Genomic DNA, 26,864 nt, shown 5'->3' with positions numbered 1-26,864 from the left:
TTTTCGAAGATTTTGCCCCTTTTTGCCTCCATGATTCCGGGTCAGACAGGTGGCAAAGCCGGAGCCAGATTTCGTTAGATTTTCCTATCTTCCCTTTGTAAGTCCTATCTCACCAAAGGATAAACTTCTAACAAGGTTCTGGACATAAACGCTTTAGAAATCGCTTAATAAGTAATGGCTATATGAGCAATAAATTTCTTGCATCATTAGATATAAAAATTTAATGCTCCTGCCGTGAAAATACATTTATGATCAAGAAATAGGTTGATTTTTGAGGTTTATTATTGAAAAATAATAATTTAAGCGAAATGACAACAAGATGAAATTATTTGATGTTCAATTACCATTGGAAGATGGTAAGTACCATAATAAATTTTCGATGCTCTGTACTGAACCAACGTATCGGATTGAAAAAGACATTATTAGTGATTGGGCGAAAAATTTTCAGGATAAAGATGGTAAATTTGTCAATGAGTTCCAAACTACGTTTCATTCATCATTCTGGGAGCTATATTTAAATAAAGCTTTTCATGAAATGGGGTTTTCGATAGATTTCGATCCAAAACACTACGCGCCAGATTTTATATTAAATGGAGAAGATGGATTTAACGTTGAAGCTGTTGTTTCAAATATTAAAGCTAATGGTAATCCTGAGAGTAGCCGAACATATGAACACCTCCTTCAAAATTTGATGGAATTTAGCAGTGATGAAGAGTTTTCTTCAATCATTGATGAGGCTATTGTCAGACACTCAAACTCAATACAATCGAAATTTATAAAATACATTGGGCACAGTGACAATGGAAAAATAAAGAAAGGTTATAGAGATCTGTCTTGGGTAGATGAAACTAAACCATTCGTAATAGCTCTTGCTTCTTATGACCAGATTGAATATGGCAAAGAATCGTTTTATTCAATGCTAGCATTATTGTATGGAATTTATTTTTCTCCAGATAACTACAGATATGAATTAAAAGAATCAATAAAAAAACCTGATACAGATTCAGATATAAAATTAGGTATTTTTAAAGATGAGTCATTTTCTGACATTTCAGCTGTTATATTTACATGTAATTTAACCTTAGGAAAGCTTACTTCACTCGCCATTTCACAAGGCATGCCATCATTCAAGTCATCGATTTTGATCAAATTGGTTGATGAATATATTGGTGAGGATTTCATTCGCAACATACCAATCGAAGTAACACCCACCACCCCTGAATCTTTATTTGATGGCTTATATATTTTCCATAATCCTAAAGCAAAAATAAAACTATCTTCCGAAAAGTTTTCACAGAGTAAAATAATGGAAATTACTAGTAATTTCAGTTCGTTTACTTTTTCCGAAGGAAGATTAACTCCAATAAGAGCAAGAATGACAGAGTTAAGACCTCTTAAAGAAATTTTTATGCGAGAGGCTGAACTCCAATATAACCGTCACTTATATGAGGAAAATATTGCAAATGAAGAAAAACATTTTCAAAATTTTATAGAGATGGAAAAGAGAAAAAGTGATGAAATGGTAACTAAATTTTATTTAGAACATTTTGAACCAAAACATAGAATAAATAAAACTGGCAGGAACGATCCTTGTCCATGTAACAGTGGAATAAAGTATAAAAAATGTTGCTATTTTCTTACTTAACTATAACCATCGCTAAAAAAGATCAAAGAGGGGTATTTTCCATCATTCCCTAACTTATAATGGGGCAAATACGTGTTTACCGATTCTGCATCAACAAGTCCTTGGACCAAAGTGAGTCAGAGGTGTTGCTAAATTTGAAACGAGTAAGTTTGTCCACTTCCCCTATGCTGAGACAGTCTAAACTGGAGATTTCTGCCACATAACAGCAGGAGATCACCATGAAGAAGTCACGGTTCACCGAAACACAGATAGTCGCGATTCTCAAAGAAGCGGATGCTGGCCTGAAGGTCGATGATATTTGCCGCCAGCACGGGATTAGCAGCGCCACCTACTATAACTGGAAAGCCAAATATGGCGGGTTGGATGCCTCTGAGCTCAAGCGAATCAAAGAGCTTGAAGCAGAAAATGCCAAGCTCAAAAAGATGTTCGCAGACATCAGTTTAGAAAACCAGGCCATGAAGGAGCTGTTCGAAAAAAGGGTTGGTAGCCAGCAGCAGGCGCGATTGTGCATGTATGTTGGTGGCTGCAGGTCTTAGTGTCACCCGTGCGTGCCGACTCACGCTTTTGGGACGGGCCAGCTACTACAGAAGTCCCAAGGATTGGCGCATTGCCGACAGCGATGTCATCGATGCCCTGAACGCGGTGCTTGAGAAGTCACCCAATGCAGGATTCTGGAAATGCTTCAGGCGAATGAGACGAAAGGGAAAAGGGTTCAATCATAAGCGCGTATACCGAGTTTACTGTCGGATGGGATTAAACCTAAAAAGGCGACAAAAACGCGTATTACCGGCTCGCATCGCTACGCCATTAGATGTGGTGAATCAATCGAACTATCAATGGGCACTCGATTTTATGCATGACAGCTTATATTGCGGCAAGCGTTTTCGGACACTGAACATTCTTGATGAATCGACCCGAGAATGTCTGGTGATAGAAGTGGATACGAGTTTGCCCGCAGGACGCGTGGTGCGCGCCTTAGAGCATTTGAAACAGGAGCGAGGTCTGCCAAAACAGCTTCGAATGGATAATGGGCCAGAGCTGATATCGTCCCAGTTAACCGACTGGTGTGAGGTTCATAACATCGAGCTGGTTTATATCCAGCCAGGAAAACCTCAGCAAAATGGGTTTGTAGAACGCTTCAACGGGTCATTTCGCCGCGAGTTCTTGAATGCCTATTTGTTCGAGTCACTTGAGCAGGTTCGGGATATGGCTTGGGTATGGATGTGCGATTACAACGAAGAGCGAACACACGAGAGTTTAGGCAATATTCCTCCGGCTGAATACCGGAGGCAACTGGAAACCTCTAGTTTTGAATTGTCTCGCTAAAGGGGAAGTGGACAAGTTAAGTTATGTGTGCGTATTAAGAATAGAAAAACCTTTTAACGTCTTGCTCGGTTTTGATAGTGCTGTTCAATTAAAATCAGCACTATCAAATGAAATCAGTATATCAATGGACTAATAGTGTTTGTTCAAAATAGTTATCAACTAGTCCATCTGCGTCTAATTTATACTGATGTATCGATTGATGAATAACAGTGTCAGATAAGCTCCTGAGATCACTACTTTTAAAGCTTAAAACAAATGCTCTTGCATTGGAGACTAAGGATTTCAACCCACGCTCCCTAAGAACCACAACTGACTCGTTGAACCCAGTGTTTGATTTAACTTTCTTTGTCGGAATAATCATTGAGTAAATCACGTTAGCTCCTGGATAGAAGCGCTTGAACCAAGCAATATTGTTGTTAAATTGTCCAGTTTCTTCTTTTAATATTTCAGAACGAGTCAATTTAACTTCACTTTTACATTCTATAAATAGGTACTCACCGTTCTTAATTGCCCACAAGTTGTCAGGTCCCGACTTCCAGTTAGCATCAGGGCGTTCGGTATTAAAACCGAGAAGCCTTCCCAATTCGTCAATCGCACTTTCAAATCGTTCTGCTTTAACTCCAAAAACAAGGCGCGAGAACACGTCATCCATGTAAACGAGAAAGTCTTCGAAGTCATCGTATTGACCTATAAAGCTTTTAATATTCGAAATTCTTTCATGTGCTTTAAGGTCAATCTTTGTAAATTGGTACCCATCTGGTGGCAAGAACAAGCGTTTGTTAGTTCGATGGGCGTTCACTTGCATCGCCATACCCTCGACACGATTTTGAGCATATAAATATCTAGACATTTCTTGTAGGTACCAACCCCGCTCTTCTTGGGATAGATTGATTGAGCGGTTATCTAATAGACTTTGAATAGTATTTATAGCTTTATCATGTTTTCCTTCAGCGTGAAAACACTCTGCCTTACGCTCTAGAATTAGCATTTCATCGCTACCCGATGTCACTCTACGTTCATCTACATCAATCGAATTCATACTATCAATATAGAATTGTTTCCAAGACTCATCTCGTCCTAAGCCTTGGTTGATGACGGAAGTAAGCATTTGAGTATAGGTTTGTGAATCATCCTTATCCTCTCGAGCATACTTTGCTAGCTCTAAACCAATATCAATTTGCTTCCTTGTTTGTGGTGAAAGGTACGGTCGAGATCCTTTATATCTGATTTGTTTAACTAAATCGTTACCTAGAAGTAGGATTATGCAATAGTCTTTTTCTCCTCTTACTGCACGACCTAACCCTTGCTCAATTGTTTGAGCTGTTTTTATTTGGGTAAACGTACTATTTGGTATGCAACTTTCAATGTATTTTTCAGTTATAGTTTCAGTTATGGGCAACGAATCAATAACAAGAACACGGCACATGTTATCTGGTAAATCAATACCATCATACTTCGCCGCCATAACGACTGGATTTGGAAACTGACCTTGCTTTAGTTTATCTACTTCAGTTAATAGGTTTTCTGCATCTACTGTTGTTGCGCCAAGGCTATCCCAAATTTTTGTATGCCAATTACTAGGAGCTATAGCAACAACACCGTATTGAGTATTTCTCCACTTTCCGACCCAGTTTACAATATTTTCTCTGGTTAAACTTCCATCAATTAGTGAAGGAATCAGTACCATTTTTTCGCCTGACCATGTCTTTTCAAAAGTTAATGGGTTTTCTATTACCTCTTTAGTTAAACCAAGATCGCGTATAAAAAATGAATCGTTTGATATTGTTGCTGACATGAAAACACGATGAGACGCGTTGAAGAATGAACCAAACATATCCATCGGCAATAATCTAGGAGATATTTCAATTCCTTTACCTGAGAAAACAGCCGAGCAATGTTTTAAGTTGTCTTTTAAAAGGTTCCAGACAAACCATACTGATTTGTCCATGTTCTTATTGTATTTTGAGAGGATTTGAACAACTTCATCTTGTTTTCCTTCCCAATCCCAATATGGCACGGCAAGGATTGCGCTTTTAGACTCATTGCAAATATCCGCATAGGTACCCGCTCCTTGCTTTTTTAACTCCTCCCCAAACAAATGAAGTAGCTCATTAAAACATTCAGATGAACGTGGTATTTTGAACTTACTTCCTGTTTTTATTATTTCGATACAGCTGTGTGCATCATCTAAAAGGAAGTTTTCAACATCAACTGAATCCAGTCCTATACCGAAGTTCGAACTCCGCCCATTAAAAACCATTTGAGCATGTGTGATGAGTATCTTTTCACCATTTATAAAATCCTCAGGCAGACCATTCTCATTGATTGTGCAATGCTGAATACCAAATTCATCTGCTTGTATACGAACTTGATCGGCTAAGTATTTGTTGGGACATATATAGAGGCTTGCCCCTTTTTTTGGTTAATCTTGGACTGTAGTATTAGTAAACCAATAAGAGTTTTTCCTTCGCCAGTTGGTAGTTTGATTATCACATCTCGCTGATCTTTGTAGTTATCAAACCAATTATCCAAGACTGTACTTTGGACAGGAACTCGAAGAGGACCTTTATTAGCATGTCGATCTAGTGTGTCGTAGATTTCACGTGGATGAGTTTTCTTTTCTGTCCCCTTACTAGATGAACGCTTTTCGAAATTAATTGGCATGCTCTGTCCTTAAGTTAAATATTTCAGGTAGTTACTTATAAAATACTCAAATAAATCACCTATCACGATAAGCACTTTGCAGTATTAAAATTATTTGGTCTACTTGATAGATCACAAACTTTACTTTTGATGGAATAGGAGACGAGATAACGATCATTAGCTGCGATTTTCGCAATAACCAGCACACAGTTGAGGATTCGATCGACCACGATGAATTCTCGAGCAAAGGAGTGGTCTCTAAAACGTTTTGGGGCAAAACCTTGCTAACACCACACATCCAATGAAGCGAAATATAGAATTCCTACTGTCCTATTCAACTTTCAATCAAGTAAACGTTAATCAACTCACGTTACGCATAACGCTCTTTGAGGTTCATCAACAAAAAAGGCCACTCTGGAAACCTGTTGGTGATGACCATAGCAGCCGAAAAATTTTTCTATCGCGGGGGTCGCCCTCGTTTGTAGAATATCAGCGGTTGGAAGAACCTATTCTTCCACAATTCCTGCTTCGAACAGGTAATCATTCCCTTTGCTGGTCAAGTTAAAATATCTACCGTAAGTTATATGAGAACCAGCAACTCTCAAATAGCCATCCTTAATTGCCTGATTTATATAACGATCGACTACAAGCCTTCGCATTGAAGTCACTTGTAGTAACTCTTTCGTCGATACTTTATCGCTCGCAGACCGTTCAAAGGCAGTAGCGACAGCACTCATAACAGCATAAAAGTTATCTGATGTTCGATTTGGTCTAGAACTCTCCATCGGTTTGAATGGATTGGTACCAATTTCAGGTTTTTCATACAACGGCGCGTTCAGAAGCACACGCAACAACTCATCAAAGCTATATTCAACTTCTTCATCTTTTGAAAAATCAACATACAGTTTGCTTTGCATGAACGTTGGACGAGCGTTTGTACCAGCCTGACGAATAATAGGAATAACTTTGCTTTCATCAATTCGTGTCAAATACGCAGAGGTCATTATCATTTTCTCGTAACCCACTCCGCCAGCCCCTGAGTTGGCTTTCATGACGTAATTTTTAGTACAGACCATTACAACAAAGTCTGACTCATCCAAGCTTCGCTCCATGAAATGTGGCAAGTCATCACCTGGCTTTAGGTCCCATTGATCAAGGATCGCATCTACCCCACGATTACGTAGTGTTGCAGCAAAGTCTAATACCCAGCCCTTATGTTCAGCTGAGTCATGTGAGTATGAAATGAATACACGAGGCGGTGTAACCATGCTTAATCCCTTAGCAATTTTAATGTTTTATCTATTTTGCCTGTTTATCCTTACATTTCAAGAAAGGATGAGAAGGCCTTCTTCAGATTGGCTGGCAACACAGGCTTTTTCAAAAAGCTGGCTGAGCAACGTACTCGCCCATGAGTTCGACAGGTCACAACGCATCCAGGTTTAAACCTGATACTCCCTGCACCCCATCCCTTGAACCGCTGCGTTACAAAAGACGCCAGACACTCCCCTGATGCTTCCACCAACAGAAAATGATGTATTACTGCAGGAACATGGTAAAATCGTACGTTTTTTATATCTGCCCCAAATGCCCTACATTGAGCGAGCAACAGTAAACGCATGAATTTAAAGAAGATTAACGAGTATCCGAAATACTGGGCCGAGTGCTATGGAACAGCGCCGTTTCTGCCGACTACGCGTGAAGAAATGGACGCGTTAGGCTGGGATAGCTGTGACATTATCATTGTGACCGGTGATGCGTACGTCGATCACCCGAGCTTTGGCATGGCGGTGATCGGTCGGGTACTGGAAGCTCAGGGGTTCCGTGTCGGGATTATCGCTCAGCCCGAGTGGAACAATAAAGATGCCTTCATGGCGCTGGGTCAGCCGAACCTGTATTTCGGGATTACCGCCGGCAACATGGACTCGATGATCAACCGTTATACGGCGGATCGCAAGCTGCGCCATGATGATGCCTATACCCCGGACAATGTTGGCGGCAAGCGCCCTGACCGCGCCGTGCTGGTGTATTCGCAGCGTTGCCGTGAAGCCTATAAAGACACCCCGATTGTGCTGGGTGGCATTGAAGCCAGCCTGCGCCGTCTGGCGCATTATGATTACTGGTCTGATAAAGTGCGCCGTTCCGTGCTGTTTGATGCCAAAGCAGACATCCTGCTGTTCGGTAACGCCGAGCGGGCACTGGTAGAAGTGTCGCACCGCATTGCCAGCGGCGAAGACATCAGCACCATGACGGATATCGCCGGTACGGCGGTGATCCTGAAAGAAGCGCCTGCCCATTATAAAATTATCGATTCAACGCGCATCGATAAGCCGGGCAAATCTATGGTGATGCCTAATCCGTACGCTACGGAAGAAGTCTGCGAGACCAACAAATCCAAAGCCGAGGCTGAACCGGTGAAAGCCCAGACGGTGCAGATTCAGCCGTCGCGTCACGACGCCTTTACCAGCGCCGTGCGTTTGCCTTCTTTTGAGAAACTGCGCAACGACCGCATTTTGTACGCCCACGCCAGCCGTGTGATGCACCTGGAAGCCAACCCTTATTCTGCCCGTGCGCTGATCCAGCTGCATGGCGACCGTGAATTATGGGTCAATAAGCCGCCTATCCCGCTCACCACCGAAGAAATGGACTTTGTGTTTGGTCTGTCGTACGCACGGGTGCCGCATCCTTCCTACGGTAAAGCCAAGATCCCGGCTTATGACATGATCAAGACCAGTGTCAACATCATGCGTGGCTGTTTCGGTGGCTGTTCTTTCTGCTCGATTACCGAGCACGAAGGCCGGATTATTCAGAACCGCTCGCACGAGTCGATTTTGCAGGAACTGGAAGACATCCGCGACAAAGTACCCGGCTTTACCGGCACTATTTCCGATTTGGGCGGCCCGACGGCGAACATGTACCGTCTGGGTTGCTCTGATCCGCGTGCCGAGAAGAACTGCCGTCGTCCGTCGTGCATCTTCCCGAAAATCTGTGAGAAGCTGGATACCGACCACAAGCACACCATCGATCTGTACCGCAAAGCCCGCGAAGTGAAAGGCATCAAGAAAGTCATGATCGCCTCGGGTGTGCGTTACGATCTGGCGATTGAGTCGCCGGAGTACATCAAAGAGCTGGTGACCCACCATGTCGGCGGTTATCTGAAAATCGCGCCTGAGCATACCGAGAAAGGCACGCTGGATCTGATGATGAAGCCGGGCATGGGCACCTATGACCGCTTCAAAGAGCTGTTTGAAAAATACAGCGCCGAAGCCGGCAAGAAACAGTATCTGATCCCGTACTTTATTTCGGCTCATCCGGGTTCAACTGATGACGACATGCTGCATCTGGCATTGTGGCTCAAGAAAAATGATTACCAGTGCGATCAGGTACAGAACTTCTACCCGTCGCCGATGTGTAATGCCACGGCCATGTATCACTCGGAAACGAACCCGTTGAAGCGCGTGAAGTACAAGCAGCGTGAAGATTTGTTTGTCGCCAAAGGTGAGCGTCAGCGTCGTCTGCATAAAGCCCTGCTGCGTTACCACGATCCGGCCAACTGGCCGCTGATCCGTGAAGCCCTGATCAGCATGGGTAAAAAACACCTGATCGGCGACCGCGCCGACTGTTTGGTGCCCGCCGAAGGCAGCGAAGCGGCCCTGACGCCGGCAACCCGTCGCGGTTCAAGCCGTCACGGTGCCAAGCGGTTTGCGACCAAACACCCGAACCAGCCGGACATCCGTAAAGACGGAACGACACAACGTAAGGGTTCTGGTAAACCGAAAACCCAGACTGGCAGCAGTGCTCAGGGTTCAGGCAAGCCACAAGGCGCCGGCAAACGTCCGTCCGCACCAGGCAAACCGCAGTCTCGCGGCAAGCCGTCCGTCAAACGGGGCGCACGGGCCTGATCTCGCTGAAACGAACGGATAACAAAAAGGCAAGAGCCATGCTCTTGCCTTTTTTTATTCCAGGGGTGTCCCGTCCTGAGATAAGTTGACACATTGGAGACTTATCAATGAACTCATCAAGCAAATCAAAGATAAAACGAACACAGCGTGATTACACATTAGGCTTTAAACTCGCTGTTGTTGCTCAGGTTGAAAAAGGCGAGATGACCTACAAACAAGCCCAAGCACACTTTGGCATTCAGGGACGAAGCACTGTTCTTGTATGGCTAAGAAAGCATGGTAAGTTAGATTGGTCGAAGCCAGTTGAACACTTCCCTACTATGCCTAAATCAAAAGAATCGCCAGCACAGAAGATTAAGCGCCTAGAAAAAGCCCTTGCCGACGCTGAATTAAAGAACATGATTTACAGCGATATGGTGGAAATCCTTAAAAAAGAACACGGAATAGACTTGGAAAAAAAGTACTTAGCCGAGCGCTCTGGCTTGCCAAAGAGCAAGGAAAAGTAAAGCTCGCAACTGCATGTAGGCAGTTCAATTTATCCCGGCAAGCTGTGCATCAATGGAAGCAGCGCCTCGAAGTGCGTGCTGAGGAACTCTTGCCTGTAAAAGAGATGGTAAGGTACTGGCGGCAACTTATGCCTCGGGTTGGTACTCGTAAGCTATACCAGTTGATTAAGCCCCAGCTAGAGAAACAAGGAATAAAGTTGGGACGAGATGGGTTATTCAAGTACTTAAAAAACGAGAACCTGCTGGTCAAGCCAAGGAAGAACTACACCAAGACGACGAACAGCAAACATTGGCTCAGGAAGCACCCAAACCTTTTGAAAGATAAAGTTGTTCATCATGTAGAGCAAGTGGTTGTGAGCGATATTACCTATGTCAAAACAGATGAAGGGACACACTATCTCTCACTAGTTACAGACGCTTACTCCCGGAAAATATTAGGCTATGAATTGAGTAACGAAATGAAGGCTAGCGACGTGGTAAAAGCGCTGGATATGACCATAACCAACCGCCAAACAGATGCAGCAACAATTCACCACTCAGATCGAGGGTTACAATACTGCTCATCAGAGTACCAGGAAAAGTTAAGCGCCAATAGCATGATACCTTCAATGACTGATGGTTATGACTGTTATCAGAATGCGCTGGCTGAGCGGGTTAATGGCATACTAAAGAGTGAGTTCCTACTCTACCAGTGCAATACCCTAAAAGAGCTTATGGTGTTAGTGAAAGAGTCGATATCGACATATAACGACTTGAGACCGCATACGAGCTTGGGGATGAGAACCCCGAGTGAAGTGCATGAAAAAGCCAGTAGGGAATACCTACTGGCTACATAAAAAGCGTCAACCTATTTTAGGACTAGACAGGGGAACCGGAATGATGCCTGATTAAGCAACGACTTTTTCTGTCGAGACTGCCGCCGGGCTTTCGCTCATGAAGCTCTCATGCAGCGCGCAGATGGCGCCGTGATAATCGCTGTCTTTCACCACAAACTGCACATCGACATTCCGCAGTGAGGCATGGGCCGCTTTCGGACTGATATCTTTATCTAGCAGGGCCAACACACCCTGGCTCATGGTTTTATTGGTATCAATCGCCGAACCAATCACCGAAATCAGCGCCACCATTTTTCCGGTGATCTTGGCTTTCGGATAACGCTTCTCCGCTTTAGACAAGACCTTGTTCTGGCTCGATGTGCTGCCGTCCAGATAGTAAGTCACAGAGTTGGCATTCATCTCTTTACTGATCAGCTGGACGTTCTCTTCACGGATGATTTCCATCAGCTCATAGCTGACATCTTCCACCTGCCCGACCATCGCCTGGTCAAACAGATGCAGCGCAAAGACCTTATCCCGGCCGGCAATAATCTCGGCTTTACCGGTATTCGGCTGATAATGCTGAGAAATCAAGGTGCCCGGATGTTCAGGTTCAAAGGTATTTTTCACCGCCAGCTCAATGCCGGCACGACGAAGTCCTGAAGCCGCGTTGGGGTGAATCGCTTCCATACCCAGGTTGGCCAGCTGGTCCGCAACGTCATAGTTACTTTTTCCAATCGGGCGGACATGCTCAGGGCCAACGATGCGCGGGTCAGCACTGCTGAGGTGATATTCTTTGTGGATCACTGCGCGGCTGGCCTTGCTCAATACCGCCAGACGGCTGAATGTCATCTCACTGTAGCCGCGATCATAAGTCTTCATCAGACCTTCATCGCAGTACACATAGCCGGTCACGATCGGCAGTTCTTTGCTCAGATCGATATCTTTAATGGCATCGAGAATTACTGCATCCAGATCGCCCTGGACATTGTTCTCGGCGCCCCAGCCCGACAAATCGACAAAGCGAGAATTAATACCCAGGTTATTCAACATCAGCGTGGTATTAAAAGCAGAATGCGCTTCACCAATGGAAGACAGAAACTCGCGGATTTGCGGCAGATAGCTGGTCAGGGAAAACTGTCCGTACTGACAGGTTTCCAGAATATTTTCAATACAGGTAATGGCGTTCGCAATACGCTCTTTGACAAAATTATCGGCACGGTTACGACAGAACAGTTCAGGGAACATGGTGTCGTTAATCAGCAGCATCCGCTGCTCCAGTGCTTTCAATTTCTCGCGCCACACATCATTGCGTTCTGCAATGTAGCGGAAGATGCCCGGTTCACCGGTTCGCTTGCATTCCAACAGTGCGTCAGTGATACCGCCGTAGGCCGAAACAACAAACATACGTTGATAAGGATTGTCTGGATAGAGCAGGATATTGTCCATTACCGCATCGAACGCAGACATGGAAGTACCGCCAATCTTTTCAACGGTATGAGTCATGGTAACTCCTTTTATTTTCATCAGCGCAGCAAGAGTGCCAGGCTTGATGGTGTTGAAAGGCGGTTTGCACCGCCTTCCGGTAACCCTCAGGTTGATATCGCAAGGAGGGTTCATCACTTGCGTTGATCCAGCTGTGATTATTCGGCTGCCGGGTAAACACCGTCTTTGTCGTGGACTTCCATGCCCGTCAGTGGCGGGTTGAACACACAAGCCATCACCATATCGACACCTTTGTTGGCGCGCAGCTGGTGCTCGTCATGCTTGTCCAGGACATACAGGGTGCCTGGCTTGATCTCGTAAGTCTTGCCATCGGCTGTGGTCTGGATTTCCCCTTCACCCGACACGCAATACACAGATTCCAGATGGTTCTTGTAATGAATGTGTGTATCGGTATTGGCGAAGATCGTGGTGATGTGGAACGAGAAGCCCATGTTGTCATCACGCAGCAACATGCGGACACTTTCCCAGTTACCGTTTTCAGCCACGACCCGGCGTTCGCTGTTCTGGCACTCTTCAAGGGTGCGTACAATCATTCTTATTCTCCTTAAGACGCTTTCTTCATGCTGGATTTTGCAAACTCGGCCACCGCTTTTTCAAAGATGTGCAGGCCTTTTTCCAGTTCTGCTTCACTGATCGTCAGTGGGCAGAAGAACTTCAGCACTTCATCATCCGGACCGGCGGTTTCGATAATCATGCCGTTTTCAAAACACAGCTTACCGATTGCACCCGCAAATTCGCCATCGTGACAGGCAATCCCCTGCATCAGACCGCGGCCTTTGATTTTTTCAAAGACTGCCGGGTACTGCTTGAGTACTTTTTGCAGTGTCACGTTCAGTTGGGCAGCGCGAGCATTGATGTGCTGCTCAAACTCGTCGTTGTGCCAGTAGGCTTCAATCGCAACCGCGGCGGTCACGAACGCGTGGTTATTCCCACGGAAGGTACCGTTGTGCTCGCCCGGCAACCACTTGTCCAGCTCCGGCTTCAGCAGGACCACTGCCATTGGCAAGCCGTAGCCACCAATCGATTTGGACAGGGTCACCATATCCGGTTTGATGCCGGACGGCTCAAAGCTGAAGAAGGTCCCGGTACGGCCACAACCGGCCTGAATGTCATCAACAATCAGCAGAATGTCGTGACGTTTACAAATCGCGCTCAGGCGCTGTAACCATTCGTCGGAAGCGACGTTCAGACCACCCTCACCTTGTACGGTTTCGAGGATGGCAGCCGCCGGTTTGTCCAGGCCGCTGGAGTTATCAGTCAGCATCGCTTCAAACAGTGCCAGACCATCCAGGTCGGCGTAACCTTCATACGGCAGACGGGTAACGCCGCTCAGTGCCATCCCTGCACCACCCCGGTGATGCTGGTTACCGGTCGCCGCCAGTGCACCGTAAGACACACCGTGGAAGCCGTTCGTGAAGGCAACGATGTTCTGGCGTCCTTTGACTTTACGTGCCAGTTTCAGCGCGGCTTCAACGGCGTTGGTGCCTGTTGGGCCGGTAAACTGGACTTTATAGTCCAGACCGCGAGGGGTCAGGATGTAATTCTTCAGGTTTTCAAGAAATGTTGCTTTGGCTTCGGAATGCATATCCAAACCGTGCGTCAGGCCATCTTGATCGATGTAATCCATCAGTGCTTTTTTCAGCACCGGGTTATTATGGCCATAGTTCAACGCACCAGCGCCTGCCAGGAAATCCAGGTAACGCTCACCTTCGCTGGTGTTCAACCAGCAACCCTTTGCGGATGAGAACACCACCGGGAAGTTTTTGGCGTAACATTGAACATTTGATTCCTGCGCATTAAAGATATTCATGACTTATCCTGTTTTGTCGTGTTTTATTGTTTAAGTGGAATGCGATAGAGATATTCCGAGTCGTGTTCACCGTCGAAATGCTTCTCTTCATCGAGGAACAGCGAGACTTCACCTAAGTTACCGTTCGCCTGATCCACCTTCTTAAACAACGCCCAAGAGGCTTTATTGAGGCGGGTGATGGTCGTTTCGATACAGCGAATATCGCTGAGATCATCACGCGCCAGCAGTTGTTGAATCATCTTGAAAGCGAGCCCTTTACCACGCGCCTTCTCGCCGACAGCAACCTGCCATATAAACAGAGTGTTTTCCTTTTCAGGGACTCTGTAAGCCGAGACAAACCCTGCCATCTCACCGTCTGATTCAGCAACAATACATGTGTCTTTGAAGTGAGTGGTCTGCAGGAAATTGCAGTAAGAGGAGTTGGTGTCTAATGGGGGACAAGATTCGATCAGTGAATGCACTCGATTACCATCTGTTCGTTCCGGTTTTCGAAAAACAAACTCTTCCTGAGTCTTCGTCGATGTTTCTGGGGCTAATGCCCATGGTGCCATTGTAATCATTGGTCGCCACATTGTTTAGTGCTCTAATGAATTCAAAAACAATTATAGGGACTCGAATGATAAGATCAACCCCAATATTTTTAGCAAAATACTGATATAAACAGTAAGTAATTGATCTATATCTAGTTAATAGTGAAAAATGATTACAAAGCTAATAATTACAGAACTAATCATATTACTGTCATTAAAGCGACATTACCCTGCAATAAGTGAGATCTGCTGACCAGAAATGCTCAAATCGGTCATGGGAAAAAAGAGAAAATGAGGTTGCAAGCTGCAGCCGCGGACTCAAGCGACTGAACGAAGAGAAGAAAGCAGAGAAAGGATCAATTGCCAGATTTTATCTGGCAAGTTCGGTCGCCATGAATGCGGCAATTGCAGTGACGGCAACGATCAATACACCAATATACAGCTTTTTCTGATGCCGCTCGTCCATAAACCGGGCCATAACGACTGCCACTGCAATCAGCAGGGCTATCACTCCAAATTTAAGCATCTCGCTCCCCTGTGAATTTTCTGTTCATACCTGAGTGTTGAATTAAGAATATGTCCCTTTCCTGTATGCACTGCCAACACTTCAACTTAGCACCGATTACCGTATCAGGCAGTGGACGCTTGCGTTTCTGCCGTAACTGAACAGATTTCAGCATGAAGAACCCGGTTTTTACCCTGCGACTTTGCCTGATACAGTGCCCGGTCTGCAGACGAGATGGTCGACTCCATGCCCTTGCGCAACGGAGCAACACCGATGCTGACGGTAATGGCGCAGGATGTGCCTTCATGAACCTCAATACGGCTGGCTGCTACCTTTGCACGGAAATCATCCAATGTCTTGAGGGCAGTTTCTGTGTCTGGTGCTTCCATTAACACCGCAAACTCTTCCCCGCCGTAGCGACACAATACAGCTTGTGCAGGAAAGCTGTGCTTCATGTGGCTCGCAATGTTCAGAATGACTTCGTCGCCAAGCAAATGGCCGTAGGTGTCATTGACCGACTTAAAGTCATCCACATCTATCATGGCCAGAAAGTAGCCGGCGTTACTGTCCGCCAATTTCTGATCCATATGCTGACGGAGACTGTTCTTATTTTTCAGCCCTGTCATTTGATCTTCGCTACGAATGTGCTGAGTCAGAAGTATCTGATTCAATGCACTGAGGGTGTAGTTTGCAATCATTTTCGCGAAGAATGGATAAGCCACACCAGGCTGACAGATATACAGCACCCCAATCAGCCGGCTGCCCGCCTGCTGATTGTCATCCACCCTGGCACTGTTGACTAAAGGCAGCCGTATACAGGGCTCGCTGGGCGCAATACGGCGGACAATATCATCCTGTTCGGGCTTGCAAAACCGGCCCAGTTGCTGGCAACCGGCAATACGGCAGAGTAAATCGGCCGGCACATTGGCCCGTAAGTTGTGATAGGTCTCTTCCAGCACCCCTTCATTGGCATTCATCACAAAAAGATAGACCCTGCTACTGCCCATCGTATCGTTTAATAACGCAGACAACTGCTCATGCAGTTCATCGAATTCCTGCGCTTCAATGAGCTGGCCACCCACCTGATGGACACGGGTATGCAGGTAGCCTGCCAGTAAAATAAAAAATACGACAACCAGCAAAGTGCCGCCCACAGCGCCTATTTTCAAGGCGTTGGACGCAATTTCACTATTATTGGTCCCCGACAGCAGCACCCAGTTAAAACGGTTCTGGGTATCGTAAACACTGAATTTATACTGATTATCGTATTGATATGAAGGAATGCTACCGTGACCATCGCCGGCCAACACTTGAGTCAGCAGTTCAGGGTTGATACTGACAGAATCTACACCCAATCGCGCTTTGTCGGGGTGAATCACCACCCTTTTGGTCTTCGGCTCAATCGCATACACATAACCGTTCTTCATCGTTTTCAGCCCGGAAAGATCATCCGACATCGCGCCGGCATCAAACTCAATCATAATCCGGACGTCATTCATCCCGGGTAACGTCAGTTTTGAGACCAAGGCAACACACCACTTTTTGGTGCTGTTACTGTGGTAGATATCCGACAGAAAGATATCGCCGGATTGTTGCTCATCAGAATACCAGGGCCGTCGCTTTACCTGCTCGTCAACCCCCGACAAGCGAAATCCGTCTGTGCCGTAATACTCTGAGTCGATCAGTAAACCAATTTCCAGAAATTTATTCTGGTTACTCACCACATAGTTCGCCGCATCAAGAAATGCAGGTATATTCTCTGCCCCTTTCAGGATCTCAGAGAATAAAAATAATTGATTTGTTGCCGCAATGTAATTCTGGTCTAAGTATTTTTTCGCCACATTCAAATTAGCCAGTGCCTGTGAATAGGCACTATCCCGGATGGAGCGATAGTCTGAGTACCCTAAATACACCAGCGCTGACACCAGCAGAACGAGCAATGGCAGAACCATTTTAATCAAATACTTAGGTTTAAATTCCATTTAAAATATCTATTAAATAAAACATCGGTCAAAATATAAATATTCATGAGTATATCGTAATTAACGAAGGTATGTCGCAACCTAATTAGCAGATTGTCAATGACATAAACATTTCACAACCATTGAACTGCAACGAAGGAGTCACCACGACGACACCCAATTGTCATAGTTGAAAACTAGTCTTATTTCTGACACTGATACCTTGATATAAGGGTTGAATCGACTATGGGAAAACGTACCTATCGTACACTCTGGTTATCCGACATCCACTTAGGGAACAGGGATTGTAAGGTCGACTATCTGTTGGATTTTTTATCCCGCTATCAGGCCGACACCCTGATACTGGTTGGTGACATCGTTGATCTCTGGTCGCTGAAATCGCGGTTTCACTGGCCGGAAAGCCACACCAAAGCTGTCCGCCTGTTACTGGAGCAAGCGGATCAGGGATGCCGGATCATTTATATTCCGGGCAACCACGACGAAGCCATCCGCAAATTTATTCAGTTTAATCTTGGCCATGTTGAACTGGCACACAACTACATTCACACCAGCGCAAACGGCAACCGCATTCTTGCGCTTCATGGCGATGAATTCGACAGCATGGTATGCCACAGCAAACTGACCTCCTTACTGGGCGATGCCGGATACGATTTCCTGTTATTCTTAAATCGCTGGTTAAACAACTACCGCCGCTTCACCCGGCAACCCTACTGGTCTCTGGCCAGTTACCTCAAGATCAAAGTGGAAAAGGCCAACCTGGCGATAGCCAGATTTCGCCATGCCGCTGTCACGATGGCCAAGCACAAAGACGTCGATGCCATTGTCTGCGGCCACATACACCATCCGGAAATTACCGAACAGGATGGCGTCGTATACCTCAATGACGGGGACTGGATCGAAAACTGCACCTTTCTGGCCGAGCACCATGACGGCGTGATCGAACTGATTCAATGGACGGAACAGGCTAAATGCCTCAACAGCACGGAACGGTTTAAGGTCAATCCCCAGATCACCCCTCTGTTTGACAAAGAGAAAGCGAAAGAGAAACAAAAAGAGAAGCAGAAAGAAAAAGTGGCCTGAAAAAACGGCGGTGGCCTGAGCGCTCCGCCGTAACTCTGTTGATTGCAGACAGCCTGCTATCAGGCTGTATTCACCAAACGTAATAACACCTGAACCGGGTGCTTCATCTGAATGTGCTCAAAACGCTTGACCTGGCTGCGGCACGAATAGCCGGTTGCCATACAGCGGTCGCCATCCAACTGCGCCAGGTTCGGCTGCCAGCTGAGGTTAAACACCCCTTTCGACGTCTCCAGCTTATCTTTCTCGTGACCAAAAGTCCCCGCCATACCACAACAGCCGACAGACACAGCTTTCATGCTGGCACCGAAATGACGGAAGATTGCTGCCCACTCTTTCTCAGCATTGGGCATTTTGGTTTTCTCGGTACAGTGGGCGAACAAGTACCACTCACTGTCATTGCGCGGCGCAAGCGGAGCTTGTTCACTCAGCAATGGCGTCAGCCATTCATGGGCTGTCATGACTTTGAAATCACCGCGCTTATCACCCAGCATTTCATTGTATTCATCGCGATAACAGAGCACCAAGGCCGGATCGACACCGACCATAGGCATGCCCAGCTGATCCAACTGATTGAGGAAGTCGGCGGTGTTTTTCGCTGTTTTGGCAAACTGACGCAGGAAACCTTTCACATGCTGCGCCTTGCCGTTGGGCTTAAACGGCACCAGCATAGGTTTCTTACCGAGCTTTTCAATCAGGTGGACAAAGTCGCGCACCACTTCCGCATCGTAGTAGCTGGTGAACGGGTCCTGAACAATCAGCACATACTGCTGGCGTTCTTTTTCAGACAAAGCCTGCAGCCACTGAAGGTCGAAGCGGGTTGCATGACTGCCCGCCAGTCCCTGCATCAGCGTTGGCACTGACAGTTCAGGCATATCCACATAGCCGAGCACTTTCGCCGTCAAAGATTTTGACCAGCCGGGCCGCATTACGGCATTGACCAGTGACGGGGCTTTGGCCATCACCGGCAGATAGCTCTCCACGTAGCCGACCAGGTAGTCTTTGGCAGGACGCTGATAACGGCTGTAGTACATGTTGATAAAACGCGAACGGAAACTCGGCACATCCACCTTGATCGGACACTGACTGGCACAGGCTTTACACGCCAGACAGCCGTTCATAGCTTCCATCACTTCGTGCGAATAATCGTACGCTTTACGCTGTGGTCCGAAGGTATTGCGGAAGCGATCGATGATTTGCTTCACCGTCGGCGACTTGTCCATCAAGTCCTGTTCAAGTCTGACCGGGTCCACACCCTGATCAGCCAGCAAACGCAGCCATTCGCGAACCAGTCCGGCCCGGCCTTTCGGCGAGTGGCGGCGGTCGGCGCTGACTTTCATCGACGGGCACATCGGTGAGCTGGTGTCGTAGTTAAAACACAAGCCGTTGCCGTTGCACTCCATCGCCTGCTTGAAGCTGTCTCTGACTTTCACCGGGATCTGACGGTCAAAATAACCCCGCTTTACGCCATCCACTTTCACCAGTTCGGCATCGCTCTCTAGTGGCGTGCAGATCTTACCCGGGTTCAGCCGGTTGTGCGGGTCAAAAGCCGCCTTGATGCGGCGCAGCTCAGTAAACAGTTCTTCACCGAAGAACTCAGGTCCGTACTCAGAACGGTAGCCTTTACCGTGCTCACCCCACATCAGACCGCCGTATTTGGCGACCAGAGCGACCACCTGATCGGAGATTTCCTTCATCATTTTTTCTTGCGCCGGATCGCACATGTCCAGCGCAGGACGCACATGCAAGACACCGGCATCCACATGACCAAACATGCCGTAATGCAGCTGTTTCTCATCCAGCAACTGACGAAACTCAACAATGAAATCAGCCAGATTTTCCGGTGGCACACAGGTATCTTCGGCAAAAGGAATCGGTTTCTGCCAGCCTTTAGCAGCCCCTAACAGACCCACGGCTTTTTTGCGCATGTTGTAGATCTTGTTGATGCTGTCCAGATCGTGACAAACCTGAAAACCGATAATCCCCTGCTGGCCGATTAAATTTTCCAGGCGCTCGCTCAGCTGTTGCACCTGCTGTTGAATCAACTCAACATCATTGCCGGCAAACTCAACGATATTGATCCCCTGCATATCCTTACCCGGCACATCGGTGATCAAATCGCTGACGGTATGCCAGACAATATCCTGGCGGGCAAGATTGAGAACTTTTGAATCCACGGTTTCAACCGACAGTGCCTTGGCTTCCACCATCACAGGTGCATTGCGCAGCGCCGCGTCAAAGCTGTCGTATTTAATGTTCACCAGTGCCCGGGCTTTCGGAATCGGGGTGATATTGAGTTTGGCTTCGGCGATAAAGGCCAGTGAGCCCTCGGCGCCGCACAGCAGACGTGCCGGATCAAAATGCGTCAGCGCATCGTTGAACACATTTTTCAGATCGTAGCCGGTCAGAAAGCGGTTCAGTGGCGGGAATTTATCCAGAATTTGCTGACGCTTTTCACGGCACACATTCGCTGCCACACTGATGGCTTCAGCGACCTGGCCTTGTTGCTGCGCTAGCCGCGACAACCCGTCTTGCGTCAAAGGTTCGGTATCCAGCACAGAGCCATCCACCAGTACCGCTTTCAGTGCCAGGACGTGATCTGAGGTTTTACCGTATTGCAGCGATCCCTGACCGGACGCGTCGGTATTGACCATACCGCCAATGGTCGCCCGGTTACTGGTGGATAAATCGGGAGAAAAAAGAAACCATGAGGACGTAGCGCGTCATTGAGCTGATCTTTGACCACACCGGTCTGCACTCTGACCCAGCCTTCCTGCGGGTTGATCTCAAGAATCTGGTTCATGTGACGCGAAAGGTCAACGACGATACCCGGTGTCAGCGACTGACCGTTGGTGCCGGTACCGCCCCCGCGTGGAGAAAAACTGACCTGCTGAAAAGCAGGCTGCTGGCCCACTTTTCCGACCAGCACCAAATCATCCACAGATTTAGGAAAGACGACAGCCTGAGGTAATTGCTGATAAATACTATTATCGGTTGCGACAGCCAGACGGCTGGCATAGGTGCGTTCAACATCGCCGGAAAATCCTGCATTTTCCAGCGCATCCAGATACGACAGTACGATCTCATCGATACTGTTCTCAAACGTCAGTGCGGGTAACATTGCTCTCCTTGTCCAGTATTCAGCGATCCTGCTTTCACTGGCTCCATATTAATCCAGACTATTATGCCTGTTTGATATAATCGTTTGCGCTCACTTTACCGCACTCAAGTCATGAAACAAAGTGTCAGGCACAGCTTACTGACAGGTTTCTGTTTGCTCTAGCCACCCCGCCAGAGCTTCAGGGTGTCGTTTCCGGGTCAGCCAGTAATTTCAGCATGAAGGATGAGCCAGCCACCAGCCAGACCGCCAGCAAAAATGCACCTGTGGCACGCATTCCCAGCGTGATCAGACTGACAGTGGAGAAACTGGTGATCACAGCAGAGAAGTAAGCGATCGCGCCGGAACCCGCCAACAGCACCAGAGCCACCGCAATATGCCGGGACACAGACAGAGTCAGGCTGGCTTTCGGTAAGGCATCCAGACTGAGGAACACTCCCAGCGAGATCGCAAACAAATAGGTATGTGCCGGCAGCAAGGTCAAACCGGCCGCCACCCCGGTGAGGACAGTCATCCCCAGCCATACCGCCTTCCCCCTTATGGAAGCCGGCGTGATCAGCCGGGAGAACAGAGCCAGCAGCGCAATGCCAATCAGGATTGCCGCGATGGTATCGGAAATAAAATGCACGCCAAACCAAACACGGGCAATTGCCTGACCGATGATCAGACACGTCACCAGCAATAATCCTCCCCAGACACGCAGCCATGATTTTCCTGCGCACAGCTTCATCCAGAACATTCCCCAGATGACAGTGGCCAGTAAGGTATGCCCGCTCGGAAAACTGAATCCGTAGGCATTGCCGTTTTGCAATACCGGCACCAGATAGAATGGACGCGGCAGGTAGAAAATTTGTTTCAGGCAAGTGGAAACCAGAATAGTCAACACAGTGGCGGCAAGCAGCTGTAACATCACAGTCGGCCCGAATAAGGCAGCGATGACAGCAACAAGCAAGAACACGAACCAGTATTCACCGGAAAGGTTCAGCAGCCACATCAAACAGTCCAGCACAATTTTGACGGCATCCGGCAGGTTGTTCCCCCAGCGCTTCAAGGCCTTGAGCAGATCCAGTTCATTCTGATGCAATTGGCTTGCCCGGTCACTGATATCGGTATAAAACACAGCCTCACTTTCCGGCGTTTCCATCATCCACTGATATAAGTAGGTCGTATCTTCGGGAAAGCGATACTCAGTGTCCCGCACAGACAAGGGCGATACCAGATAGACAGCTTGAATTTCCCGACTGAAATCCGCCGCTTGCCAGGCTGCAATCTGCTGACGCTGCTCGCTGGTTTCTGACTTTGCAACCAGAATGGGCTCTGTTGTCACGCAGGCAAAAATGGCGGCTCGGCCTCTGTATTGCAACAGCCTGACCACGTCGACATTCAATCCGGTTTCTTCCAGTGCTTCTCTGCGGGCAGCCTCACTGGCAGTGTCCAGATTGTCAATATAACCGCCCGGGATAGAAAGCTTCTGAGAAATAATTTCAGACACCATGACCATCTGCTTGCCATGCCGGATCACACACGCCGCCCCGACAAGATTGGCAGGCTGTTCGTCATGTGGTTCAACAGAAACAATGCGCTGCTTGTTCGCTTCTTCGGCATGCACATTCCACGAAAGGGAAGCAAAAAGAGAAGTGAACACGGTAAGCGCGAGCATAATAAAAACAGACGAAAAATGAGCACGCAGTCTGATCACTGAAAACCTTTCATTTTTAAACGATTACCTGTGGCAAGTTTATCAATACGGAGTATATGCGACCATTAAAATGCCATAAATGATCATGTTATGTTAATTTCATTTTATTGTTTCTGGTATCAGAGCTTTACCGCAACGTGAGAAATTTCCACAATACAGCGCATCCAATCAGCCATTAAGACAATGATGACTCAAAATACGCCACCAGTGCTGGCGCCGGATTATTACCGCCACAACTTTGATCTCCTGCTGCGCAGTGTCCGGCAGCAATATCATGACTTATTAAGCCATAGCGAGCACTGGTGGCTGAATACTTACTCCCGGCTGACGCCCGATGCCAAACAATTATATATCCGAATGTTGTCCCGCAAGGGCAGATACTTTCGCGTCACCAAACTCAGCTACCCTGAAATCCGGAATACAGATAACGCCATTGGGGAGCTTCTGAGCAACAAATTGATTACCTGCAATGAAGCAAACTGGCCTGTGGATGAGATTTTGGATTTATTCACCAAACCCGAACTGCTTCAAATCTTCAGCGAGACACACGGTCCTGATGTGCCCACGAATGGTCCAGCGTTAAAGCAAGCCAGAAAAGCGGATCTCACCGCTGCCATACTTGCCATGTCACCGGCCATATCGGTATTCAGCGAATCCATCGTCCATGTTGAACATCAGACGCATCTGACGACCTTCTTACTATTGTTTTTTGGCAACCAGTATCAGGATTTAAGCCAGTTTGTGCTGACTGATTTAGGTCTGCATACCTTTGAAAACTATCAGATCGACGTAACAACCCGCTTATTTCAGCAGCGACAGCACATCCTGGAGTGGCTGTCCCTTGAAGCCTTAGCGGACAAATACGAACCGCTTTCGCTCAGCAAAGAAGCTCAGGCAGTACGGCAGTTTACCCGTCGTCTGCCCGGCCCCTGCACATGGCCGCCGCTGGAGCGGCGACGGCAACGATTATTCAACCGGGTTGCCCGGGATCTTGAACGCCTGGGGCAATATGATCTGGCGTTGTTTCTGTTTAGCCAGAGTGCGCTGCCACCCAGTCGTGAACGCCGGGTGCGGATACTAGACAAACTGCAGCGCCACCATACTGCGCTGGCAATCTGCCAGCAAATGCTGTCAGCGCCCTTTAATGAGGAGGAAGCTGAAGTCGGGCAACGCCTGGCGCATAAGCTCAGCCGTACTCTGAACCTGCCGGTGACCCCGCCAGCCAAAGACACTTTTACGCTGGAGACACTCACCCTGGCGGTCAGTGAAGAGCGTGTCGAGTTAGCCGTCGCTAACCATTACCGGCAAGCGGGATGGCGTGTTCACTACACCGAAAATGCCCTGATTGGCGGGTTGTTTGGCCTGGCATTCTGGGACATTATTTTTGCCCCTGTTGCCGGGGCCTTTCTTAACCCCTTCCAGCGGGCGCCTCGCGATATGTACCACAGTGAATTTTCAGAGCGACGGCGAGACATGCTCACAACCCGGCTCACAGCAATCCGCACAGAAAGCTGGAACCACTGGCTGACTGTTTTTCAGCAAAAGCAAGGCATCACGAACGACTGGGTAAACTGGGCCATTCTGACGCCGGCACTGATTGAAGAGACTGTGTCTTGCTTAAACGGCGAGCAACTGTATGCCATGCTGTCGCGCCTGTTGTTCGATCCACGCCACAATCGCAGCGGCCAGCCTGATTTAGTGATGTTCAAAAACGGTCAGATTCAGTGGGTCGAAGTGAAAGGGCCGGGTGACACCCTGCAGGCCAATCAGAAGCGCTGGCTGCGGCTGTTTCAGCAATTGGGACTGGATGCCAGAGTGAGCCATGTTGTCTGGCAAGTGTGAACTGAATCAAGGATGGTAAAAATGACGTCAATTTTTAGAAAACAAAAGGGTTCAAATAGTCGTTTACTGAGAGTATAAGCTAAGCTCTAATCACAAGAAGTACAGAACAGTGGGTGGCGATCATGCAAGCGACGAGAACAATCAATAAAGTCCGCTACGGTCGGAAATCCGGGCCCATGACTGCTTACATTTACCGCGATAATCTTACTGAACTCAACCCTTTTGTGCTCTGGGATCATTTTGACGCCAATGGCATCAAACAAGAAACCGGGCTCGACTATCACGGTCATTCCGGCATTGAAGCGTTCAGTTACCCGGTAACGGGTACGCTGCATCATATCGATTCCTGCGGCTGCACTGTGACAATGCAGACCGGCGATCTTCAGATCATGACCTCCGGCAACGGTGTGGTACACAAAGATACCATGCAACCTCTGGGCGGCCGTGCTGAATCCTTCGCGCTCTGGACCGCTTTACCGGCCGGGGAGCAGGAAATGGCCGATGCCTCCAGCCAGTATGCTTGCACCCAGAACCTGCCACTGGTTGAAGAAACAGATGCGACAACCAAGGTGCTGATCGGTCAGTACAAAGAAGCCATCAGCCCCATCGCTTCCAGCATACCTGTGACTTACCTGGATATTATGATTTCGCCTTACGGTGGCTGGTACTGGGAGCCGGATGAAGCGTTGGTCGCCGGTTTTGTCTATCTGCGTTCAGGATCGGTATACATAGGCGCAAACCAGCTTTATCCGCAGCAAATGGGAATACTAAAACCGTCCGCTTTACCCATACATATCAAAACCAGCCAGAAAGGGGCCCGCTTATTTCTGGTGTTAGGCCAGCCGCTCAAGCAACCTTTGCTCAGCTCCGGGGCTTCGGTGCATTCCAATCAGGAAAATATGCATCTGGCCTGTGACAACATCACCAAACTGATGGGTGGAAAAGTCGGTTCTGAAATCAGTTCTTGAGCAGGTCATCAGTGTTTCTGCCTGCTCTGCTGATACAGCCCGCCCTTCTTTGACCGTGCGACTCATAGTCAGGTGATGCTAACTGCGCGCTGTTGTCTAAGCGCTTCTGTGGCCTATCTTGCAGGTACCGTTTGAATGAAACCACACGGCCTGGGTTTTCTTTCTGGCAATCAGTAAGGGACCGTCATCAAAAAACAGAAAGTTTTTCCAGTGACGCTTAAACACCCCCCAACTGGTCTCAATCAGGTTATATTTTTCATAACAAAAATAGACGGGGGTATTGTCTTCCCAGTCAAGGAAGTCCGCTAACGCCTCAGGTAATGCCGGTTCATCGTCATCCCACGCAGCTTGCCACTCAACAGTCTCTGTCCAGTTTTTCTCTTCGCCGGCCCAGTCGCCTTTGCCGAAGTGATCCGAATCCGGGCTTTGGCTGCTGATGTGCTCACGCCATAACGTGGCCGATCTGGCCTGGGACAGAGGCTTAATCTGTACCAGATCCTCAGCCGGGACCGGCATAGAAGCATGCGTGAAAATCCATTTACGGGTATAAGAGTTGATGTCGATGTAATGCATTATCTGATTCAGAATAAAGTGAGACCGGGAAATGTACCGCAGATAAGGCTTTGATGCCAGAACCAGGCGATTGATGAGAAAGATTCCCGGTCGTCGCGCCCGGAACCGACAAGGGTCAGATCCATGCAGGCCTGACCCGGTCACGTCACTCACGCATTCCGGTTACTTAGCGTTCCAGAAATTACTGATCCAGCCACCCGCCTGGTCATCATAGTGGTTACCACTGAAAAGGTGTGTTTCTTCGCTATGGGAATCCGCCGACCGGGATTCCAGTAACTGGTGGATATGGTTTGCCATGGGATCACTGCTGCCTTCCAGCTGCTTTCTTATCGCGACCTCCTTTATGATCTGCAGCCGATAGACACCATTTGCCTTTTTCATCCTGTCCTCCTGCTCATGGATTGAACCTTAACAATGCTC

The 26,864-nt window shown here is 47.7% G+C and carries 19 protein-coding genes and 1 pseudogene; 7 read left to right on the top strand and 13 right to left on the bottom strand.

Annotated elements, in window-relative coordinates:
• Positions 1 to 319 precede the first annotated feature (319 nt).
• Positions 320 to 1,645: an SEC-C domain-containing protein gene (locus P4S53_RS14900; protein WP_337113260.1), complete on the top strand. Its 1,326-nt coding sequence runs from the start codon at positions 320 to 322 to the stop codon at positions 1,643 to 1,645.
• Between the two features lie 218 nt (positions 1,646 to 1,863).
• Positions 1,864 to 2,971 (top strand): IS3 family transposase gene (locus P4S53_RS14895; RefSeq protein WP_337113259.1). Its coding sequence is split into 2 segments (ribosomal slippage): positions 1,864 to 2,117 and positions 2,116 to 2,971, totalling 1,110 coding nucleotides; the frame shifts between segments, so codons are not numbered across the junction.
• Positions 2,972 to 3,092: 121 nt separating this feature from the next.
• On the opposite strand, the gene P4S53_RS14890 is transcribed toward P4S53_RS14895, so the two are convergent.
• The 3 genes from P4S53_RS14890 to P4S53_RS14880 form a co-directional block, all read right to left on the bottom strand.
• On the bottom strand, positions 3,093 to 5,231 hold the full coding sequence (locus P4S53_RS14890) for a helicase C-terminal domain-containing protein (protein WP_337113258.1): 2,139 nt from the start codon (positions 5,229 to 5,231) through the stop codon (positions 3,093 to 3,095).
• 116 nt (positions 5,232 to 5,347) lie between these two features.
• A complete protein-coding gene (locus P4S53_RS14885) occupies positions 5,348 to 5,635 on the bottom strand; it encodes a DEAD/DEAH box helicase (protein WP_337113257.1) in 288 nt (95 codons plus the stop codon).
• A 485-nt stretch (positions 5,636 to 6,120) separates the two neighbouring features.
• Positions 6,121 to 6,882, bottom strand: a complete 762-nt coding sequence (locus tag P4S53_RS14880; protein ID WP_337113256.1) for a toll/interleukin-1 receptor domain-containing protein — start codon at positions 6,880 to 6,882, stop codon at positions 6,121 to 6,123.
• A 348-nt stretch (positions 6,883 to 7,230) separates the two neighbouring features.
• Between P4S53_RS14880 and P4S53_RS14875 the strand changes: the two genes are divergently transcribed.
• Together P4S53_RS14875 and P4S53_RS14870 are read left to right on the top strand one after the other, a co-directional pair.
• Positions 7,231 to 9,513 carry a YgiQ family radical SAM protein gene (locus P4S53_RS14875; RefSeq protein WP_337113255.1) on the top strand — a complete coding sequence of 761 codons (2,283 nt, stop codon included), beginning with the start codon at positions 7,231 to 7,233 and terminating at the stop codon, positions 9,511 to 9,513.
• 107 nt (positions 9,514 to 9,620) lie between these two features.
• Positions 9,621 to 10,855 (top strand): IS3 family transposase gene (locus tag P4S53_RS14870; protein ID WP_337111999.1). Its coding sequence is split into 2 segments (ribosomal slippage): positions 9,621 to 9,966 and positions 9,966 to 10,855, totalling 1,236 coding nucleotides; the frame shifts between segments, so codons are not numbered across the junction.
• Between the two features lie 51 nt (positions 10,856 to 10,906).
• Here P4S53_RS14870 and P4S53_RS14865 read toward each other — a convergent pair.
• The 6 genes from P4S53_RS14865 to P4S53_RS14840 form a co-directional block, all read right to left on the bottom strand.
• Positions 10,907 to 12,340, bottom strand: a complete 1,434-nt coding sequence (locus tag P4S53_RS14865; RefSeq protein ID WP_337113254.1) for an aspartate kinase — start codon at positions 12,338 to 12,340, stop codon at positions 10,907 to 10,909.
• A 137-nt stretch (positions 12,341 to 12,477) separates the two neighbouring features.
• On the bottom strand, positions 12,478 to 12,873 hold the full coding sequence (locus tag P4S53_RS14860) for an ectoine synthase (RefSeq protein ID WP_027252509.1): 396 nt from the start codon (positions 12,871 to 12,873) through the stop codon (positions 12,478 to 12,480).
• An 11-nt stretch (positions 12,874 to 12,884) separates the two neighbouring features.
• Positions 12,885 to 14,150 (bottom strand): diaminobutyrate--2-oxoglutarate transaminase, encoded by a 1,266-nt coding sequence (ectB, locus tag P4S53_RS14855; RefSeq protein ID WP_337113253.1) that lies wholly within the window; start codon positions 14,148 to 14,150, stop codon positions 12,885 to 12,887.
• Positions 14,151 to 14,173: 23 nt separating this feature from the next.
• Positions 14,174 to 14,710 carry a diaminobutyrate acetyltransferase gene (gene ectA / locus P4S53_RS14850; RefSeq protein ID WP_027252511.1) on the bottom strand — a complete coding sequence of 179 codons (537 nt, stop codon included), beginning with the start codon at positions 14,708 to 14,710 and terminating at the stop codon, positions 14,174 to 14,176.
• Between the two features lie 340 nt (positions 14,711 to 15,050).
• The gene (locus P4S53_RS14845; protein ID WP_337113252.1) at positions 15,051 to 15,206 is read right to left on the bottom strand and encodes a hypothetical protein; all 156 of its coding nucleotides are present in this window, start codon (positions 15,204 to 15,206) and stop codon (positions 15,051 to 15,053) included.
• A gap of 104 nt (positions 15,207 to 15,310) precedes the next feature.
• Complete coding sequence (locus tag P4S53_RS14840) at positions 15,311 to 17,167, bottom strand: sensor domain-containing diguanylate cyclase (RefSeq protein ID WP_337113251.1); 1,857 nt, start codon at positions 17,165 to 17,167, stop codon at positions 15,311 to 15,313.
• Positions 17,168 to 17,392: 225 nt separating this feature from the next.
• On the opposite strand from P4S53_RS14840, the gene P4S53_RS14835 reads away from it, so the two are divergent.
• Complete coding sequence (locus tag P4S53_RS14835) at positions 17,393 to 18,247, top strand: UDP-2,3-diacylglucosamine diphosphatase (RefSeq protein ID WP_337113250.1); 855 nt, start codon at positions 17,393 to 17,395, stop codon at positions 18,245 to 18,247.
• 59 nt (positions 18,248 to 18,306) lie between these two features.
• Here the strand turns inward: P4S53_RS14835 and ydiJ are convergent.
• Positions 18,307 to 21,365 (bottom strand): annotated as a pseudogene (ydiJ, locus tag P4S53_RS14830) (D-2-hydroxyglutarate dehydrogenase YdiJ).
• Positions 21,366 to 21,543: 178 nt separating this feature from the next.
• Positions 21,544 to 23,007, bottom strand: a complete 1,464-nt coding sequence (locus P4S53_RS14825) for a bifunctional NUDIX hydrolase/phosphatase PAP2 family protein (RefSeq protein ID WP_337113249.1) — start codon at positions 23,005 to 23,007, stop codon at positions 21,544 to 21,546.
• Positions 23,008 to 23,244: 237 nt separating this feature from the next.
• Between P4S53_RS14825 and P4S53_RS14820 the strand changes: the two genes are divergently transcribed.
• Both P4S53_RS14820 and P4S53_RS14815 read left to right on the top strand, forming a co-directional pair.
• Positions 23,245 to 24,903, top strand: coding sequence for a VRR-NUC domain-containing protein (locus P4S53_RS14820; protein WP_337113248.1), 1,659 nt, complete (start codon positions 23,245 to 23,247; stop codon positions 24,901 to 24,903).
• 176 nt (positions 24,904 to 25,079) lie between these two features.
• The gene (locus tag P4S53_RS14815) at positions 25,080 to 25,871 is read left to right on the top strand and encodes a pirin family protein (protein WP_337113247.1); all 792 of its coding nucleotides are present in this window, start codon (positions 25,080 to 25,082) and stop codon (positions 25,869 to 25,871) included.
• 96 nt (positions 25,872 to 25,967) lie between these two features.
• On the opposite strand, the gene P4S53_RS14810 is transcribed toward P4S53_RS14815, so the two are convergent.
• Both P4S53_RS14810 and P4S53_RS14805 read right to left on the bottom strand, forming a co-directional pair.
• Entirely contained in the window at positions 25,968 to 26,444 is a 477-nt protein-coding gene (locus P4S53_RS14810) for a DUF2947 domain-containing protein (RefSeq protein WP_337113246.1), read from the bottom strand.
• Positions 26,445 to 26,606: 162 nt separating this feature from the next.
• Entirely contained in the window at positions 26,607 to 26,825 is a 219-nt protein-coding gene (locus tag P4S53_RS14805; RefSeq protein ID WP_337113245.1) for a hypothetical protein, read from the bottom strand.
• Between the last annotated feature and the right edge of the window lie 39 nt (positions 26,826 to 26,864).

This window comes from Photobacterium sp. Hal280, assembly GCF_037162255.1.
Classification (GTDB): Bacteria; Pseudomonadota; Gammaproteobacteria; order Enterobacterales; family Vibrionaceae; genus Photobacterium.
The sequence above is the reverse complement of the archived record's forward strand: the minus strand, read 5'-3'. Positions and strand labels throughout refer to the sequence as shown.

What these genes read in the sequence shown, in the direction of transcription:
- P4S53_RS14820 (WP_337113248.1), top strand. Translation starts at nt 23,245, where the DNA reads ATGATGACTCAAAATACGCCACCAGTGCTGGCGCCGGATTATTACCGC.
- ectA (WP_027252511.1), bottom strand. Translation starts at nt 14,710, where the DNA reads ATGATTACAATGGCACCATGGGCATTAGCCCCAGAAACATCGACGAAG.
- P4S53_RS14900 (WP_337113260.1), top strand. Translation starts at nt 320, where the DNA reads ATGAAATTATTTGATGTTCAATTACCATTGGAAGATGGTAAGTACCAT.
- P4S53_RS14840 (WP_337113251.1), bottom strand. Translation starts at nt 17,167, where the DNA reads ATGGAATTTAAACCTAAGTATTTGATTAAAATGGTTCTGCCATTGCTC.
- P4S53_RS14890 (WP_337113258.1), bottom strand. Translation starts at nt 5,231, where the DNA reads ATGGTTTTTAATGGGCGGAGTTCGAACTTCGGTATAGGACTGGATTCA.
- P4S53_RS14815 (WP_337113247.1), top strand. Translation starts at nt 25,080, where the DNA reads ATGACTGCTTACATTTACCGCGATAATCTTACTGAACTCAACCCTTTT.
- P4S53_RS14810 (WP_337113246.1), bottom strand. Translation starts at nt 26,444, where the DNA reads ATGCATTACATCGACATCAACTCTTATACCCGTAAATGGATTTTCACG.
- P4S53_RS14875 (WP_337113255.1), top strand. Translation starts at nt 7,231, where the DNA reads ATGAATTTAAAGAAGATTAACGAGTATCCGAAATACTGGGCCGAGTGC.
- P4S53_RS14835 (WP_337113250.1), top strand. Translation starts at nt 17,393, where the DNA reads ATGGGAAAACGTACCTATCGTACACTCTGGTTATCCGACATCCACTTA.
- P4S53_RS14880 (WP_337113256.1), bottom strand. Translation starts at nt 6,882, where the DNA reads ATGGTTACACCGCCTCGTGTATTCATTTCATACTCACATGACTCAGCT.
- ectB (WP_337113253.1), bottom strand. Translation starts at nt 14,150, where the DNA reads ATGAATATCTTTAATGCGCAGGAATCAAATGTTCAATGTTACGCCAAA.
- P4S53_RS14885 (WP_337113257.1), bottom strand. Translation starts at nt 5,635, where the DNA reads ATGCCAATTAATTTCGAAAAGCGTTCATCTAGTAAGGGGACAGAAAAG.
- P4S53_RS14845 (WP_337113252.1), bottom strand. Translation starts at nt 15,206, where the DNA reads ATGCTTAAATTTGGAGTGATAGCCCTGCTGATTGCAGTGGCAGTCGTT.
- P4S53_RS14805 (WP_337113245.1), bottom strand. Translation starts at nt 26,825, where the DNA reads ATGAAAAAGGCAAATGGTGTCTATCGGCTGCAGATCATAAAGGAGGTC.
- P4S53_RS14865 (WP_337113254.1), bottom strand. Translation starts at nt 12,340, where the DNA reads ATGACTCATACCGTTGAAAAGATTGGCGGTACTTCCATGTCTGCGTTC.
- P4S53_RS14860 (WP_027252509.1), bottom strand. Translation starts at nt 12,873, where the DNA reads ATGATTGTACGCACCCTTGAAGAGTGCCAGAACAGCGAACGCCGGGTC.